A 15,612-nucleotide genomic window follows, 5' to 3' on the forward strand; every position below is an offset into this window, starting at 1 on the left:
GGTCCTGATCTAGCGCGGCCCTCCGGCGAGGAGTTCGAGCGTGCGGATAAGGGCGGAATGGTCGCGTTCGCCGTCGCCATTGGCAACAGCGGCATTCATGAGCTGTTGGGTGGCTGCCGTGTTCGGCAGCGAAAGGTCGAGCGCACGGGCGGCGTCAACCGCAAGCGTCATGTCCTTGCGGTGCAGGCGGATGCGGAAGCCCGGTTCGAAGGTTTCCTTGACCATGCGCTCGCCATGGACTTCGAGGATGCGCGAGGCGGCAAAACCGCCCATGAGGGCTGCGCGCACCTTGGCCGGATCGGCGCCGGCGCGCTTGGCAAAGAGCAGCGCTTCGGAGACGGCCTCGATGGTGAGACCCACGATGATCTGGTTGGCGACCTTGGCCGTCTGGCCGTCGCCGACCCCACCGACCAGCGTGATGTTCTTGCCCATCTTCTCGAAGAGCGGTCGGGCGCGCTCGAAGGCGGCCTCCTTGCCACCGATCATGATCGTCAGCGAGGCGGCCTTGGCGCCGACTTCACCGCCGGAGACGGGCGCATCGAGATAGTCGCAGCCGAGGGCTTCGATGCGCTTGGCAAAGCCCTTGGTGGCGACGGGAGAGATCGAGCTCATGTCGATCACGAGCTTGCCGGCGGAAAGGCCGGAAGCCACGCCGTCTTCACCGAAGAGCACCGCTTCGACATCGGGCGTATCCGGCAGCATCAGGATGATGATGTCGGAGGCTTCCGCGACAGCCCTGGCGCTATGTGCGGCCTTCCCGCCCTTGGTGACGAGATGCTGCGAGGCTTCCTTCACGCGGCTCAGATGCAGCGTATGGTCGGCATAGATCAGGTGTTCCGCCATCGGGCGGCCCATGACGCCCAGTCCGATAAAACCGATATTCATGTCGTGCTCACTTCCGATAGGGTTTCATCCAGCCGAGGCCTTCGCTGGTGCCTGCCTTCGGCTTGTATTCGCAGCCGACCCAGCCGTCATAGCCGAGGCGGTCGAGTTCGGAGAGGATGAAGCCGTAATTGATCTCGCCCGTGCCGGGTTCGTTGCGGCCGGGATTGTCGGCGATCTGCACATGGGCGATCCGGTCCTTGAGCCGTGTGAAGGTCGGGATCAGGTCGCCCTGCATGATCTGCATGTGATAGAAATCATACTGGATGTAGAGATTGTCGGAGCCGACCTTTTCGAGGATGCGCTCGGCATGATCGGTTGTCGACAGGAAAAAGCCGGGGATATCGCGCAAGTTGATCGGCTCGATCAACAGCTTCACGCCTGCATCGGCCGTGCGCCGTGCTGCATATTTCAGGTTCTCCACCAGTGCTTTTTCCAGCGTTTCGAGATCGGCCCCCTTTGGCGCGAGGCCGGAGATGACGTTGACCTGCGGGCAATCGAGCGCCTTGGCGTAGTCGAGGGCGAGCGAGATGCCGTTGCGGAATTCCTCGATACGATCGGGCAGGCAGGCAATGCCGCGCTCGCCGCTGGCCCAATCTCCCGAGGGCACGTTGAAGAGCGCTTGCTTCAGGCCGTTTGCTTTGAGCGTATCGGCGACCTTTTCCTTCGGCTCGGCATAGGGGCCGAGATATTCGAGCGCGCCGAAGCCGTCTGTTGCGGCGGCGGCGAAACGATCGAGGAAGGCAAGATCCTGATAGAGGAAGGAAAGATTGGCGGAGAATTTCGGCACTGGAACATCCTCAGGCATTGGCGGGAGCGATGAAGCGATGCCGGTGTAGCATCCGCTTATCGCGTGGGTCGGGATTGGGAACGGCGGAAATGAGGCTCTTCGTATAGGCTTCCTGTGGCGCAGTGCAGATCTGTTCGGCCTCGCCGAGTTCGACGATCTTGCCGCGATGCATGACCGCCACGCGGTCACAGAAGTAGCGTACCACGGAAATGTCGTGGGAAATGAAGATGAAGCTCAGGTTCAGCCGCTGGCGGATATCGAGCAGCAGGTCGAGGATCTGGCTGCGGATGGATACGTCGAGCGCCGACGTCGCTTCGTCGGCGATGATGATGCGCGGATCGAGCGCGAGTGCTCGAGCAATGCCGATGCGCTGGCGCTGGCCTCCCGAGAAGGCGTGCGGATAGCGCTCCATGCCCATCGGATCTAGGCCGACGAGGCGCATCAATTCGGCGACGCGGTCCTCCAGCGCCTTGCCCTTGGCAAGGCCGTTGACGATCAGCGGATCGCCGATCACTTCCTTGACGGTCATGCGCGGGTTGAGCGAGGCGAAGGGATCCTGGAAGACGAGGCGGACTTCGCGGTGGAAATTGCGCAGTTCCTTCTTGCCGAGCTTGATGACGTCGGTCTCACCGCCATCCTTGTCACGATAGAGGACGGTACCGGTCGTCGGCTCGACGGTACGCAGAATCAAGCGGCCGAGCGTCGTTTTGCCGGAACCGCTTTCGCCGACGATGCCGAGATTTTCGCCGGGATAGAGGTCAAAATTGGCGTCATCGACGGCGCGCAGCGTATTGGCGTTGCCATGCCAGCCGAAGGTCTTGCTGAGATTGCGCACTGAAAGGATCGGCTGCGGCGCTTCCGAGGACAATGCGATGGGCGGCAGTCTGCCTTCGACGTGATGGCTGAGCTTTACCGTCGATGTCAGCAACTGGCGCGTATAGGGATGGGTGGCGGCATGGTAGATCTCATCGACCGAGCCGCGCTCGACGATATGGCCGAAGCGCATGACGGCGACATCATCCGCCACTTCGGCCACCACGCCCATATCATGCGTGATGAGCAACATCGCCATGCCGCGATCGACCTGCAGGCGCTTGATAAGGTCGAGGATTTCGGCCTGTGTCGTCACGTCGAGAGCGGTGGTCGGCTCGTCGGCGATCAGGATATCGGGATTGCCGGCAAGCGCCATGGCGATCATGGCGCGCTGGCGCATGCCGCCGGAGAATTCGAACGTATAGCGGTCGGCCATCTTGTCGGGATTGGGGATTTCCACCTGTCGCAGCAGCTCGACCATGTGGGCGCGTGCCGCCTTCTTGTCGAGATTGCTGTGCAGGCGGATCGCCTCGATGATCTGCGAGCCGATCGTGTGGACCGGAGAGAGGGAGCTCATCGGTTCCTGGAAGATCAAGCCAATGCGCCGGCCGCGGATCTCCCGCATGGCGCGACTGCCGGGCTGAAGAGTGGCGATATCGGTGATTTCGCTGCCGTTTCTCAGCAGGATGCGGCCCCCTACGATGGCGCCGGGCTTGTCGACGATCTGCAGCAGCGAGCGGGCCGTGACACTCTTGCCCGAGCCGCTTTCACCGACGAGGCAAAGCGTCTGGCCGCGCTTCAGCTGGAAGCTGACATCCTCGACGGCATGCAGGATATGCGTGCGCAGCCGGAAATCGATCGAGAGATTTTCAACGGAGAGAGCGACGTCATCGGGAAGATCGGTCATAGCTTCTCCTCAATTGTCATAGGGATCGGCTGCATCGCGCAGGCCGTCGCCGAAGAAGTTGAAGGACAGGACGGCAATGACGACCGCGAGAGACGGCCAGATCAACAGCCAGGGCGCGGTTGCGACCGTGCGGATATTCTGGGCGTCCTGCAGCAGCACGCCCCAGCTGACGACCGGCGGTTTGAGGCCGATGCCGAGGAAGGAAAGCGAGGTTTCGGCAACGATCATCGTCGGCACTGCAAGAGTGACGACGGCGAGGATATGGCTCGTCAGCGACGGTAGGATATGGCGGAAAATCAGCCGAGCCTCGCTTGAGCCGTCGAGCTTTGCGGCGGTGACGAAATCTTCGCTGCGCAGCGCCAGGAAACGGCCTCGCACCTCTCGGGCAAGGCTGGTCCAGCCGAGCAGCGAGACGATGATGGTGATGACGAAATAGACGTTGACGGGCGACCATGTGAGCGGAATCGCCGCCGCAAGGCCGAGCCAGAGCGGGATGGTCGGCATGGCGCTCACGACCTCGATCACGCGCTGGATCAGCGTATCCACCCAGCCACCGTAGAAGCCGGAGATAGAGCCGAGTACGACGCCGAGCACCAGCGACATGGCGACGCCAACGAGGCCGATCGACATGGAAATGCGGGTGCCGTAGATCAGCCGGCTGAGAACGTCACGGCCGAGGCGATCGGCGCCAAGCAGGTACATGGGATCATTGGGATTGATCGGACCGAAGAAATGCGTGGTCATCGGGATCAGGCCCCATAGATAATAGGCCGGACCTTTGACGAAGAAGCCGACTGGCACGACCTTGCTATCGTCGACGACGAAGGTGCGCCTCAGCGCCACTTTGTCGATCTCCACCTTGTAGCCTTTCACATGGAAATTGAATTCCGAGCTGCCATCCGGCTTGGTGACGAAGAAGCTCAAGCCCTGCGGCGGCGCGTAGGTATATTGCGGCTTCGACGTCGCGGGCAGGGAAGGCGCCAGGAATTCGGCAAAGAGGCCAATGAGATAAAGAAGAAGGATGATCACGCCTGCAACCATCGCCACCTTTTGGCGGATCAGCTTGCCAGCAATCAGCCGCCAGGGACCGATGGCCGCTGTCGATACGGTCTTGCCCTGCTTCAGCGGGCTAATCGAGGGGCCGTCGGCGACGACGTTCAGGGGGCCGGTATGGGTTCCGAATGTTTCGTGCGTCATCGGCGTCTCCTCAATTGAACCGGATGCGCGGATCGAGCAGCGCAAGCAGCAGGTCCGACAGGAGCATGCCGACGAGGGTCAGCGCGGAAAGCAGCAGGATGAAGCTGCCGGCGAGATACATGTCCTGCGAGACCAGCGCGCGGAAGAGCAGCGGGCCTGCGGTCGGCAGATTCAGGACGATGGCGGTGATTGTAACGCCGGAGACGAGATGTGGCAGCACCCAGCCGATCGCCGAGACGAAGGGGTTCAGCGCAATGCGCACCGGGTATTTCATGATCACCTTGTATTCCGGCAGGCCCTTGGCACGCGCGGTGATGACATAAGGCTTGTGCAGCTCGTCCGTCAGATTGGCGCGCAGGATGCGGATGAGGGCGGCGGTGCCTGACGCGCCGATGATGATGATCGGGATCCAGAGATGGGCGAGGAAGTCGCCGACCTTGGCGAGGCTCCAGGGTGCTTCGGCAAATTCGGGGGAGTTGAGGCCGCCGACACTCTGACCAAGATAACGGTAGGCGATATACATCAGCGTCAGCGCCAGGATGAAGTTCGGCACGGCAAGGCCGATGAAGCCGAAGAAGGTGAAGATGTGATCGCTGATCGAATGGCGGCGCACTGCCGAATAGATGCCGATCGGCAGCGCGACGATCCAGACGAAGAGGAGGCTGAGGAGCGAGATGACCAGCGTCGAGCCCATACGCGCCCATATGAGGCCGGAAACGGGCTGGTTCCATTCGAAGGACCAGCCGAAATCGCCGCGGCTGACGATGCCCCACATCCACTTCAGATACTGGATGTAGAAGGGATCGTCGAAACCGTAGATTTCCTTCAGCCGCTCGATCTGTGCGGGATCGACAGCCTGGCCGCTGTCGCTCATCGTCGCGATCATCGAAGTCAGATAGTCACCCGGCGGCAGCTGGATGATCAGGAACGAGATCAGCGACATGCCGATTAACGTCGGGATCATGTAGAGCACGCGCTTGAAAATATAGCCAAGCATCGGAATGTTTCTCCTCCCGTTGAGAGCGCCGGGTCAGACGCTTCCTTCGGATCTTCATCCGCTTTCGGCCCTTCCAGGCCGAAAGCGCTCCTCCTTGTCTCAGCACCTCATTTCCAGGTGAGGTGCAGCACCTCCAGCCGTTCGATAGAAGGCATCTCCACCTGTGCGCGGCCATCTTTGACGCTGAAGTTTGCGGCTCGGTCGGCAACGACAAGCCATGCTTTGGCCACCGACTTGGCGTGGGGAATTTCCACCGAAATCGTCTGGGCCGCCAGAGAGTAATTTTCGCGTATCGGCCCCTTCATCATCATCGGGTTGGTAAGGTTGAAGAGGCTGACGGCTATACCTTCTGCGCTCTCGCGCAGCGCCATGTCGATGACACCGGGGCCTACCACGGTGACGCGTGAGGTCTTGCCGAGTGCCCAGCGGACAGCATTAGCAATCAACCTTCCATGGTCGACGGCGAAGACTTCCCAGAAGACTTCGCCGATGTTCCAGGGGATATAGACCGTGCGGCCGCCCTTGCCGGTTTCACGGGCGATAACGCCGGCGCCTTCCGGAGCCTTGCGCGGATAGACTTCTTCCATCGGGAGGTCCGGGAAATCAGGCACATAGAGGAAGGGCGTCGTCGCACTGCCGATGGGGTCGGCGTGGATGAGACGCGTGCCGCCCATGATGCGCTCGGCACCGTCATAGCCCTGATTGACCGGATGATCGCCCGAGAGCGCCACATAGGTGTTCTTGACGATGCCGCGCGGGCCGGAGACGAATTTCGCACCCAGCACGTCGGAAAGGCCGAACTCGCTGCGCTTCTTGCCGAATTCGTCGCGAAGCGAGGTTTCATAGGAGGCGACAATGCTGCCGCCGCGCTCCACATAGGCGCGGATCGCCTCGTTTTGAGCATTCGAAAGGCAGGAAGCGTTGGCGAGAATGATCAGTTTGAACCGGTCGAGGTTTTCCTTGGTCAGAACCTGATCGGAGAGAAGCTCGAAGGGCAAGCGGGCTTCGACGAGGGCATGGTAGAAACCGAGATCATGCTTCTCGGCGCTGTGTCGCTCTTCCGGCGCCCAGTGGCGGAGCGTGGTCGAGGGATCGATGACAGCGATTTCGGCCGTCGGTTGCATGCTTTCGAGGACGGGCTCGACGGCAGCCTGCAGGGCAAAGGAATCGGCGACCGGCTCCACCCAGCGCTTGTCTGGCACGACACCATTGAACTTGGTGAACCAGGCATAGAGGCCATGGGCCGTGCCATCGTTGATCCAGAGCTGCATCTCCTCGCCCGAGGTGACAGCATCCTTCCAGCGATATTCCTCCTCAGGACCGATCGAGGTGATGAGGACGACAGGCCGATCGGGGAAGGTGGCGCGGATGCGCTTGCCGTTGCGGCCGGCGGACCAGCCGAGCTCGAGGCCTTTACGGCCCTGATGATCGACGACGAGGAAGGGGCAATGTTTGGCGATGACTGAGAGGTCGAATTCCATGAGCGAAGCGCCACCCATGTTGGGGATGAAGCTCGCATGCGGGCGGATCGCTTTGACCGCATCGTCCCACTGGGCGATCATGTCGGTCAGAACCCGGCGGCGCCACTGTACCCAGGCCTGCCAGGCCGGATCCTCGGCATCGGGCTTTTTCGGCAGAGCGTGGCCGAACATATCCTTGAATCGGCGGGCGCTGTCTTCGCTGTAATCGACGCCGTGACCCTGCCAGCGATTGGCGAAGACGGCATCGATATCGTATTTGCGGACGATTTCCTTGACGACCTCAGGCATGAAGACCGTGTTGTAATCGCCATAAGCATTGGTGACCCAGACATCCGGATAGGCCCAGTGGCGGCGCGGCGTGCCATCGGCATTGATCATCACCCATTCGGGATGAGCCTTGGCGGCATCGTCATGGATCGCATGCGGGTCGACGCGGGCCATGACATGCATGTCGAGCTTGCGGGCGGCATCGACGAGCGCGCCGAAGATGTCCTTATCACCAAGATATTTGCTCACGTAGTGATAGGGAACTTCACTCGGATAATAGGCGATATAGCCGCCGGCGCTGAGGCAGACCGCATTCGATTTCGTGCGCTTGAAGACGTCGACCCAGAAGGCCGGATCATATTTCTCCGGGTCGTCCTCCACGAAGGTGAGCTGGGTCCAGCGCGTTGCGGTCTTGAACCAGTCGGGCGTTCGCAGCGTGTCGGTATTCTGTCTTCTGGCGTCGAGCATCGTCTTCATCCAATCATCGGCAAAAGAGGGGCCGCGGCGCCGGCTAGCGCGGCCGGCGCCTGCAATGCATCAAGCTGTTTCAGGCCGTCAGACCTTGTAGAACTGCTCCGGCATAGTGGGAGCGGGGGTCGGCCAGCCGAAGGAATTCGGCATGGTCTTGGTGATGTTCTTCATGTTGTTCTTGACGATGCCGTAACCATCCGGCGGCAGGGAAATGCCGAAGACATAGAAGTTCTCGGCAGCACCCTGCAGGATCTGTTTCATGATCTCCTGCTGGCTAGCTGGATCGGAGGTCGATTTCAGCTTGTCGTAAAGCTCGAGTTGCTTCTTCGTCTCTTCCGGCGGCTCTTCCGCATTGGCATTGTTGCGGTCGAGATACCAAAGCTGCCAGGCCGGGGCATACATGGCATTCGAATCCGTCGGCACGTAGTAGCGCGGGTCGAGCATCGCAGCGACGCCGCCATTCGCACCGAACTGGTGGGCCGTCGCATCGAAATCGCGGCCCTGGCGCACGCGGGTTTCCCAGAGCGAACGGTCCATGGTGCGCATCTGCGCATCGATGCCGACCGCCTGGAACATCGGGATGACCAGCTGGAAGAGATCGAGGAAGACGGCGCGCGCCTGGTCGATCTCGAAGATCACCGTCAGGCGGCGGCCCTTTTCGTCGAGACGGAAGTTCTGGTCGTCGCGCTTCGGGATCAGCGTATCGAGCATGGCATTCGCCTTGTCGACATCGTAGCTGGTGAACTGTGTGGCAAGCTGCTCGTTGTAGAGTGGATCGCTCTGTTTGATCGAGGGCTGGGCAGGAGCGCCCTGGCCGACGAGCACGGCATCGATCAGCGACTGGCGATCGAGCGCCATGGAGAGCGCGGCGCGGAAATCCTTGTTGCGGAAGAGCTTGCGCTTGGTCTCGTCATTGTGGTTCAGGTTGAAGATGAAATTCATCACGTTGGCTTCGGTCGAAGTCAGCGTATAGAAATCATACTTGCCCTGTTCGCGCGCATCGTAGAGCACCGACTTGTTGTTCGGCGTGGCGATATACTGGTCCATCAGGTCGACTTCACCTTGCATGGCCTTCAGGAGCAGCACTTGCGGGTCCGCTACCATCTGATAGACGATGCGGTCCATGTAGGGGAGCTGGTTACCCTCCGTATCCACTTTCCAGTAGAAAGGGTTGCGTTCGGCAATAGCGCGTTCGGTATTCTCGCCGGGCGCTGTCGTAAACATCCAGGCATGCAGGCAGGGCTTCTTCGAGGAGTTCAGGAAGAAGGCATTGTCATCCTGGAAACCGGAGGCGGACTGGAAGGCGGCGATCCAGCTTTCGAAGCCGCGCTCTTTGGCAAGCTCGTTGGCCTTCGGGTTATAATCGATATGGAACTGCTCGAGGTAATGTTTGGGGCAGCGGGTCGTGTGGTCGCTATTGGACCAGGCGACCTGAAGCGGGAACATACCGTTAGGTTTTGCGAAGATAACTTTAAACGTCTGTTCGTCGACGATTTCGAGCTTGGCCGGCTTGCCGGCAGTTTTCCAGTGACCTTGGCCGTTCACGGCAACGCGCTTGTCGGTAAGGATGGTATCGTACCAGAATTTCACGTCCGCGGTGGTATAGGGTTGGCCGTCCGACCACTTCATACCCTTGCGCAGGCGGATGGTGTATTCGGTGGAATCCGTATTGCCATCGAAGGCTTCGGCGACGTTCAGCGTCACGCCGGACCAATCGGGCGTGTAGCGCAGCAGCGGCTCATAGGCCTGATAGCGGAACAGCATCGACAGCGAACCGCCGCCGACGAGCGCCATATTCCAGTCGCCGCCATATTTGCCGACGCTTTCAACCGGTTTGATGACGAGCGGACTTTCCGGCAGCCGGTCCTTCAGAGCCGGTAGCACGCCGCTTGAAACTTTCTCCTTCAGAATGTCCGCTTCTTTGAAGTCGGCGGCAAAAACCGGCAGGGCCGGCAGGATCAGAACGGCCGAAGTCCCGGCCAGAAACGCACGACGTTTCAGCTTGATCATAGGGTTCTCCTCCAAAAATCCCCAGCCCTTATCGTTATTTTTGGCTTCAGGCTGAGATAACGGAAAGAATACATTTGGATATTGTTAGGTAAAGCGTTATGTTTTGTTATGGCAAGAATTTGCAATTCCGGTAGGGAAGGTGTAGCGAAGCGCTCCGAATGCCGGACGGGAAATCGAGGTGTAGAGTGGGAAGCAGGGGGCGAGTTACTTTACAGACGATCGCGCGGGAGGTCGGCCTCTCGAAATATGCGGTCTCGCGCTCGCTGGCAGGCAAGAGCGGCGTCAGTGAGGAGACGCGCGCGCTGATCCGCGCGACGGCCGAGCGGCTGGGCTATACGCGCCCTGCCGGCCAATCGCAGACGAACGATATCGCTGTCGTTTTCCACGATCTCGATGCCGTCAACAGTGAACTCTACATGCAGATCCAGAATGGCGTGCAGCGTGAGGCACACAGGCTGGGCATGGCACTACGCATCCGTTGGACACATAGCGCTGGTCAGCTTGAGGAATTGGCGTGTTCCTGCGCCGGGTTGCTGCTTGTCGGTCCGCATGACCGGGAGGCAATCGCCGCAGCAACAGCAATCGGGGTGCCGATCGTGCGTTTCGGCTGGGTTGATCCGCTGGAGCAGGCGGATCAGATCACCGGCACGGACCATGAGGCGGGCCAGGCCGTGCTTCAATATCTGATCGGGCTTGGTCACCGGTCGATCTGCTATGTCAACGGCACGCCCGGTTTCCGAGGCCGGCGCGAGCGCTTCTATGGGGCGCGGGAGATTGCAGAACGCTGCGAGGATGTCTCGCTGCATGTGCTGCGGTTCGACGAGCAGGTCGGCTTCGGCGAGGTTTTCAAGGACCTCAAGGCAAAGGGTATTCACCCGACAGCCTTCTTCTGTGCCCATGACGGACTGGCGCTAACGGTGGTTTCCGAACTGCTGGGCCAGGGCTATCGCATTCCCGATGATGTCTCGGTCGTCGGCTTCGGCGATTTCTCACCGGCTACGCAGATTTCGCCGCCGTTGACGACGGTGAAAATGGAAGGGCAGGAGGGCGGGGCCGTCGGTCTCCGGCTGCTCCTGGAGCGGATAGAAAATCCGCGTCTGCCCGGCATGCCCGCCCGCCGCGTCATGATCGCGTCACGCATCGTCGAGCGCCGGTCTGCCGGTCCGTGCAAGGTCGCGGCAGCGACCGATCCAGTAAAGCCGCAATCGGAAATCGCTCAGAACAACGCGCTCGTGAAGTGATTGGGCTGGAGTTGCCGGATGGCGGCAGAAAGCTGAACGTCAGCCCAACCTCGCTGCAACCGCCTTCACTGCATCGGCACCCGGCGCGAGGGGCTTGTATTCCAGCCCGATAGCGCCGGTGTAGCCGTTGGCGAAGATCCAGTTGAGGCGGTGAGCGAGATCGATCGTGCCGGTGCTAGGTTCGTTGCGGCCTGGGTGATCGGCCACGTGGACGTGAAACACGCGGTCTATGCGGCCAGCCAGAACATCTTCCGTGCGTTCGTCCATAACAGCGGAATGATAGATATCATAAACGATGCCTATTTCCGGACGGGCGACATCATCGACGATGTCCAGGCCCTCGCTGGTGGAATCGAGGAAATAACCGATATGGTCGATGCGGATGTTGAGCGGTTCCACACCGAGGCGCACGCCGCTACCATCAAGGATATCGGCGCCGGCTCGCAGTGTTTCCGTCAGCGCCTTGCGTTGTTCATCCCGCGTGAAGCCCGCGAGATCGTCGCCGGCCTGCGCGATCAGGACAGGCGCGCCGAGGCGTTTTGCGACGGCAACGGAATCGGCAAGGCCGTTCAGCCAGGTCTCGCGATTGGCGGCGTTGGTGAGCGCGATCATCGGCTCGGCGACAAGGCTCGTTACCTTGAGACCGGTTTCCTTCAATGCAGCTTCGATCGCGTCGAGATCCTTGTCCGTCCAGCGCCAGAATTCGATCGCATCGAGACCGGCGGCATGGGCACGGCGGATGCGATCGGCGAAAATGTCGCCGTCCTCGGCAAACAGCCATTCGATGCAAGCTGAATAAAGTCGCATGAAAACTCCTCCACTATCGCTTCAGGCATGTGACAGATCCCAGCCTGCGGCAAGAGGGATCGGCTCCTGATGCTGATGATTTTCCGCCGTGGCTTGACGGGCAGAACCAATGCCGGAAGAGTTGGCGGATCGGCCGGAGCTGCCGGCCGCATTCGGGAGGATTTCATGGATCTGGGATTGAAGGGAAAGACTGCGGTCATCACCGGCGGTTCCGTCGGCATCGGGCTGGCGATCGCCGAAGGGCTGGCGGCCGAGGGCGCCAACCTCATTTTGTCTGCGCGTGGACGCGAGCGGCTGGATGCCGAAGCCGTGCGCATCGCTGAAAAATATGATGTCAGCGCCATTGCGGTCGAAAGCGATGTGGCGACTGTCGAAGGTACGGAGGCGATCATCGCGGCGGCAGCCGACCATGGTGGAGCGGATATTCTCATCAACAATGCCGGCACCGGCTCCAATGAGACGGTCATGGAGGCGCCCGACGAGAAGTGGCAGGCGTATTTTGATCTGCATGTGATGGCCGCCGTGCGCCTTGCCCGCGGAATTGCGCCGCTGATGAAGAAGCGCGGCGGCGGAGTGATCCTCCATAATGCCTCGATCTGCGCCGTGCAACCGCTCTGGTACGAGCCGATCTACAATGTCACCAAGGCGGCGCTCATGATGTTTTCCAAGACGCTTTCCACGGAGCTTGTGAAGGACAAGATCCGCGTCAACTGCGTCAATGCCGGCCTCATTCTGACACCCGACTGGATCAAGACTGCCAAGCAACTGACGGCCGAGACTGGCGGTGACTGGGAGGGTTACCTGCAAAGCGTGGCGGATGAACATGCCTCATCCAAGCGTTTCGGCACGCCGGAGGAGCTCGCAAATTTCTTCGTTTTCCTCTGCTCCGACCGGTCGAGCTATAGCATCGGTTCTACCTATTTCGTCGATGGCGGCATGCTGAAAACAGTCTAGCTCCCGCGATTTCCGGTCCCGCATCAGCCTGTTGGTGTGGGGACCGGCATTAAACTTCAGAAGACTTCGGAAGAGCGGTTTCGCGGCAACATAAATCGCCAAAATAACCCATAAAAACGGGTTATTTTGTTGTCTCTTCATGGTTTTGACTCTATTTGCCTGCTATTACAGAAGAATAATGCCGCAAAGTGCAGGGCGACCGAGATGCTGACGAAAAAGGGAAAATACGGATTGAAGGCGCTGGTTGATCTGGCGCGGCTGGCGCCGGGCGAAACCGCCTTCATCAATGATATTGCTTCGCGCAACAACATCCCGAAGAAGTTCCTCGACACGATCCTCTTGGAATTGCGCAATGTCGGCATTCTGCGGTCGAAGAAGGGGCCGGGCGGTGGCTATTCGCTTTCGCGCCCTGCGTCGGAGATCCGCATCGGTCACGTCATCCGCACGCTGGACGGGCCGCTCGCGCCGATCCGCTGTGCTAGCCGCACGGCCTATGAGGCTTGCGATGATTGTTCCGATCCCGAGACCTGTCAGGTGCGGCGCTCGATGACCGAAGTCCGGGACGCGATCGCCGCCATTCTCGACAATATGACACTCGAGCAGTTCGTTGCCGGTGGCGGCATCGAAACGGTCGAGGAAAAGGTCCCGGTTTCTGCCGCGAGCTGATCCGCTCTCTTCGTTTTTCCGCAATTCCGGCAAAGCCGCTGCACACTTCTGCCGGAATTGCTTCAGTTTTCGCTGATTTTCAGAATATGCGCTCCCGCTGCGTTCAGCAGCGGTTCGCGTTGAATCGCCATGTCGTGGATACGGGCGTTCCTCCAGTGACGGTCGAGGTTGAGCGCTATGCTACCCGTTGTGCCCCGAGCCAGTTCGAAGAGAGCATTTGCCGTTGCCAGCGCCACCTCGGTTGCCGTGAGGCAGGCGGATGAGGCGGAGAAACAGGCTTCCGCCATGGCTGCCCCGGCGGGGCTTACCTGGGCGATATCAAGCTTGCGGCCGGCCTGTTCCAGCGCTCCAGTCGCGGTTTCGATACGGATTGCATGCTCGCCGATTTTGCTGGAGAAGGCAGAGGGGTCCTTCGCCATGAGAAGCAGGTCGGAAAAGGCGGCGCGGGCTATGCCGAGGCCGACGGCTGCATGCAGCAGAAGGCCCAGAGATTTTTCCGTTGCGTGATCGCCGGAAAGGGCGGCGGTGACGGTATCGGCATTTACATGCAGCTTGCCGGCAATCAGCGTTGCCGTGCCGTTGGTGCGGAGGCCGAAGGCGTCCCAATCGTCCACCGCCTGCAATTCGTCGCTGTCACGCTGAAGATGGAGCGTTACCCTGCGGCCGCCGGGATCGATCGCTGCCACGGCGATCCAGTCGGAAAAGAGAATAGCTGCTGCCTGTTCCGACCGGCCTGTCAGGCGAAAGCCGGAGCCTTCGGCAACGAGGCCTGCCTGCTCGCTAAAGCGGGTGGCGGCGAAGCGGTCGCCGTCCAGTGCGCGGGCAAAGAGGGTGCTCTTCAACTCTTCCGAAGGCTGGTTTCGCAGCCCTTCCAGCACGCGGAAGTGAGATGCCAGCACGTTGCCGATCGAGGCGTCGCTTTCGGCGATGATGGCGACGATCTCGGCGAGCAGGGCGTTCGAAACATCGAGCCCCTGATATTCCGGGGGCACGGTGATTGCCGTCAGGCCGGATTGCGAGAGCGTGTCGAGCTCGGCATTGGGCATGAGGCGATTGATGTCGCGCTCGTTTGCCTGCCGGCGAAAGGCGGCCGCAAGCTCGCGGGCCGTGGAAACGGCTTCTTCCTCGGTCTCGATGCGATGCGCCGGAGGGCGCACATTGTCGTGCAACTGCGATACGGTGCCCATCTGCCACTCTTTCCTTATGTTAAAAAAGTGCGCGATTGCATCGGCTTGCGTAAGACCGGTTTTTCCACAAAAGCCCGACCGGCCGAATTTTCCTACCAGCTTGATCGACTTGCCGTATGCTCTAGTTATGGTTAAGGGACGGCCAACTGATCAGGAATGATGATGAGCGATTCTCTTGCACGAAGCCGCGAGGGTTCGAAGGCTGGACGTCAGCCGCGTCCGCGCGTGAGCATGGATATAGCCGAAATCCCGACCTATGCCATCGGCGACGTGCACGGTCGTCTCGACCTGCTGCAGAAAGCGGAAGAGGCGATCGTGCGCGATGCCGAGCATCTGCCGGGCACCAAGCTCATCGTCATGCTCGGCGATTATGTCGATCGCGGCCCTCAATCGGCGCATGTTCTCAGCCATCTCATGGATCCGGCGCCCGAAGGCTTCGAGCGCATCTGCCTTGCCGGTAACCATGAGATCGTCATGCTCGACTATATCGACGGCTGGGCATCCTATGACGACTGGATGACCATGGGTGCTGCCGAGCTTCTGCGATCTTACGGTCTCGATCCCGATCATCTGCCGCTTGTCTTCCGCTCCGGTGCGCAGCTCGACGCCTTCATCCGCCAATCGCTGCCGCATACGCATATCGACTTTATCCGCGCCATGCCGATCATGCTTGACACGCCTGACGTCGTCTTCGTGCATGCCGGTATCGATCCGCGGGTGACGCTCGAAGAGCAAGCGGATGACGACCTGGCCTTCATCCGCCAGCGTTTCCTGGAAAGCCCACTGCCGCTGCCGAAACTCATCGTGCACGGACATACACCCAGCGACCAGCCGGATGTACAGCCGATGCGGCTGAACCTCGATACCCGCGCCTTCAGGAGCGGCAAGCTCTCCGTTGCCCGCTTCTGGCAGGGGCAGGTTCACCTATTCTCCACCTAAGCC

The 15,612-nt window shown here is 60.5% G+C and carries 13 protein-coding genes; 4 read left to right on the forward strand and 9 right to left on the reverse strand.

Going from position 1 to position 15,612, the window contains the following annotated elements:
• Positions 1-9: 9 nt before the first annotated feature.
• The 7 genes from FHT87_RS14585 to FHT87_RS14615 all read right to left on the reverse strand — a co-directional run bounded on the left by FHT87_RS14585 (position 10) and on the right by FHT87_RS14615 (position 9,815).
• The gene (locus FHT87_RS14585) at positions 10-885 is read right to left on the reverse strand and encodes a 2-hydroxy-3-oxopropionate reductase (RefSeq protein WP_183802865.1); all 876 of its coding nucleotides are present in this window, start codon (positions 883-885) and stop codon (positions 10-12) included.
• A 7-nt stretch (positions 886-892) separates the two neighbouring features.
• Positions 893-1,672 carry a 2-oxo-tetronate isomerase gene (otnI, locus tag FHT87_RS14590; RefSeq protein WP_183802868.1) on the reverse strand — a complete coding sequence of 260 codons (780 nt, stop codon included), beginning with the start codon at positions 1,670-1,672 and terminating at the stop codon, positions 893-895.
• A 10-nt stretch (positions 1,673-1,682) separates the two neighbouring features.
• Positions 1,683-3,392 carry an ABC transporter ATP-binding protein gene (locus FHT87_RS14595; RefSeq protein ID WP_183732423.1) on the reverse strand — a complete coding sequence of 570 codons (1,710 nt, stop codon included), beginning with the start codon at positions 3,390-3,392 and terminating at the stop codon, positions 1,683-1,685.
• Between the two features lie 9 nt (positions 3,393-3,401).
• The gene (locus FHT87_RS14600; RefSeq protein WP_183802870.1) at positions 3,402-4,589 is read right to left on the reverse strand and encodes an ABC transporter permease; all 1,188 of its coding nucleotides are present in this window, start codon (positions 4,587-4,589) and stop codon (positions 3,402-3,404) included.
• Positions 4,590-4,599: 10 nt separating this feature from the next.
• Positions 4,600-5,586, reverse strand: a complete 987-nt coding sequence (locus tag FHT87_RS14605; RefSeq protein ID WP_183732417.1) for an ABC transporter permease — start codon at positions 5,584-5,586, stop codon at positions 4,600-4,602.
• Positions 5,587-5,693: 107 nt separating this feature from the next.
• Positions 5,694-7,802, reverse strand: coding sequence for an alpha-amylase family protein (locus FHT87_RS14610; protein ID WP_183803980.1), 2,109 nt, complete (start codon positions 7,800-7,802; stop codon positions 5,694-5,696).
• An 87-nt stretch (positions 7,803-7,889) separates the two neighbouring features.
• Positions 7,890-9,815, reverse strand: coding sequence for an ABC transporter substrate-binding protein (locus FHT87_RS14615; RefSeq protein ID WP_183802872.1), 1,926 nt, complete (start codon positions 9,813-9,815; stop codon positions 7,890-7,892).
• A 185-nt stretch (positions 9,816-10,000) separates the two neighbouring features.
• Here FHT87_RS14615 and FHT87_RS14620 point away from each other — a divergent pair, with 185 nt between their 5' ends.
• Positions 10,001-11,056, forward strand: a complete 1,056-nt coding sequence (locus FHT87_RS14620) for a LacI family DNA-binding transcriptional regulator (RefSeq protein ID WP_183732411.1) — start codon at positions 10,001-10,003, stop codon at positions 11,054-11,056.
• Between the two features lie 39 nt (positions 11,057-11,095).
• Here the strand turns inward: FHT87_RS14620 and FHT87_RS14625 are convergent, their stop codons facing one another.
• A complete protein-coding gene (locus FHT87_RS14625) occupies positions 11,096-11,863 on the reverse strand; it encodes a TIM barrel protein (RefSeq protein ID WP_183802874.1) in 768 nt (255 codons plus the stop codon).
• A gap of 165 nt (positions 11,864-12,028) precedes the next feature.
• On the opposite strand from FHT87_RS14625, the gene FHT87_RS14630 reads away from it, so the two are divergent.
• Both FHT87_RS14630 and FHT87_RS14635 read left to right on the forward strand, forming a co-directional pair.
• Entirely contained in the window at positions 12,029-12,817 is a 789-nt protein-coding gene (locus FHT87_RS14630) for an SDR family oxidoreductase (RefSeq protein WP_183802876.1), read from the forward strand.
• A 204-nt stretch (positions 12,818-13,021) separates the two neighbouring features.
• Positions 13,022-13,483, forward strand: coding sequence for an Rrf2 family transcriptional regulator (locus FHT87_RS14635; protein WP_183732402.1), 462 nt, complete (start codon positions 13,022-13,024; stop codon positions 13,481-13,483).
• 62 nt (positions 13,484-13,545) lie between these two features.
• Here FHT87_RS14635 and FHT87_RS14640 read toward each other — a convergent pair whose 3' ends face one another.
• Complete coding sequence (locus FHT87_RS14640) at positions 13,546-14,670, reverse strand: acyl-CoA dehydrogenase family protein (protein ID WP_183802877.1); 1,125 nt, start codon at positions 14,668-14,670, stop codon at positions 13,546-13,548.
• Between the two features lie 162 nt (positions 14,671-14,832).
• On the opposite strand from FHT87_RS14640, the gene FHT87_RS14645 reads away from it, so the two are divergent.
• A complete protein-coding gene (locus FHT87_RS14645) occupies positions 14,833-15,609 on the forward strand; it encodes a metallophosphoesterase (RefSeq protein WP_183732396.1) in 777 nt (258 codons plus the stop codon).
• The last annotated feature ends 3 nt before the right edge of the window (positions 15,610-15,612 follow it).

It is taken from the genome of Rhizobium sp. BK316 (genome assembly GCF_014193695.1).
In the GTDB taxonomy this organism is placed as follows: Bacteria; Pseudomonadota; Alphaproteobacteria; order Rhizobiales; family Rhizobiaceae; genus Rhizobium.

What these genes read in the sequence shown, in the direction of transcription:
- FHT87_RS14585 (WP_183802865.1), bottom strand. Translation starts at nt 885, where the DNA reads ATGAATATCGGTTTTATCGGACTGGGCGTCATGGGCCGCCCGATGGCG.
- FHT87_RS14605 (WP_183732417.1), bottom strand. Translation starts at nt 5,586, where the DNA reads ATGCTTGGCTATATTTTCAAGCGCGTGCTCTACATGATCCCGACGTTA.
- FHT87_RS14645 (WP_183732396.1), top strand. Translation starts at nt 14,833, where the DNA reads ATGAGCGATTCTCTTGCACGAAGCCGCGAGGGTTCGAAGGCTGGACGT.
- FHT87_RS14640 (WP_183802877.1), bottom strand. Translation starts at nt 14,670, where the DNA reads ATGGGCACCGTATCGCAGTTGCACGACAATGTGCGCCCTCCGGCGCAT.
- FHT87_RS14630 (WP_183802876.1), top strand. Translation starts at nt 12,029, where the DNA reads ATGGATCTGGGATTGAAGGGAAAGACTGCGGTCATCACCGGCGGTTCC.
- FHT87_RS14615 (WP_183802872.1), bottom strand. Translation starts at nt 9,815, where the DNA reads ATGATCAAGCTGAAACGTCGTGCGTTTCTGGCCGGGACTTCGGCCGTT.
- FHT87_RS14595 (WP_183732423.1), bottom strand. Translation starts at nt 3,392, where the DNA reads ATGACCGATCTTCCCGATGACGTCGCTCTCTCCGTTGAAAATCTCTCG.
- FHT87_RS14610 (WP_183803980.1), bottom strand. Translation starts at nt 7,802, where the DNA reads ATGCTCGACGCCAGAAGACAGAATACCGACACGCTGCGAACGCCCGAC.
- FHT87_RS14600 (WP_183802870.1), bottom strand. Translation starts at nt 4,589, where the DNA reads ATGACGCACGAAACATTCGGAACCCATACCGGCCCCCTGAACGTCGTC.
- FHT87_RS14625 (WP_183802874.1), bottom strand. Translation starts at nt 11,863, where the DNA reads ATGCGACTTTATTCAGCTTGCATCGAATGGCTGTTTGCCGAGGACGGC.
- FHT87_RS14635 (WP_183732402.1), top strand. Translation starts at nt 13,022, where the DNA reads ATGCTGACGAAAAAGGGAAAATACGGATTGAAGGCGCTGGTTGATCTG.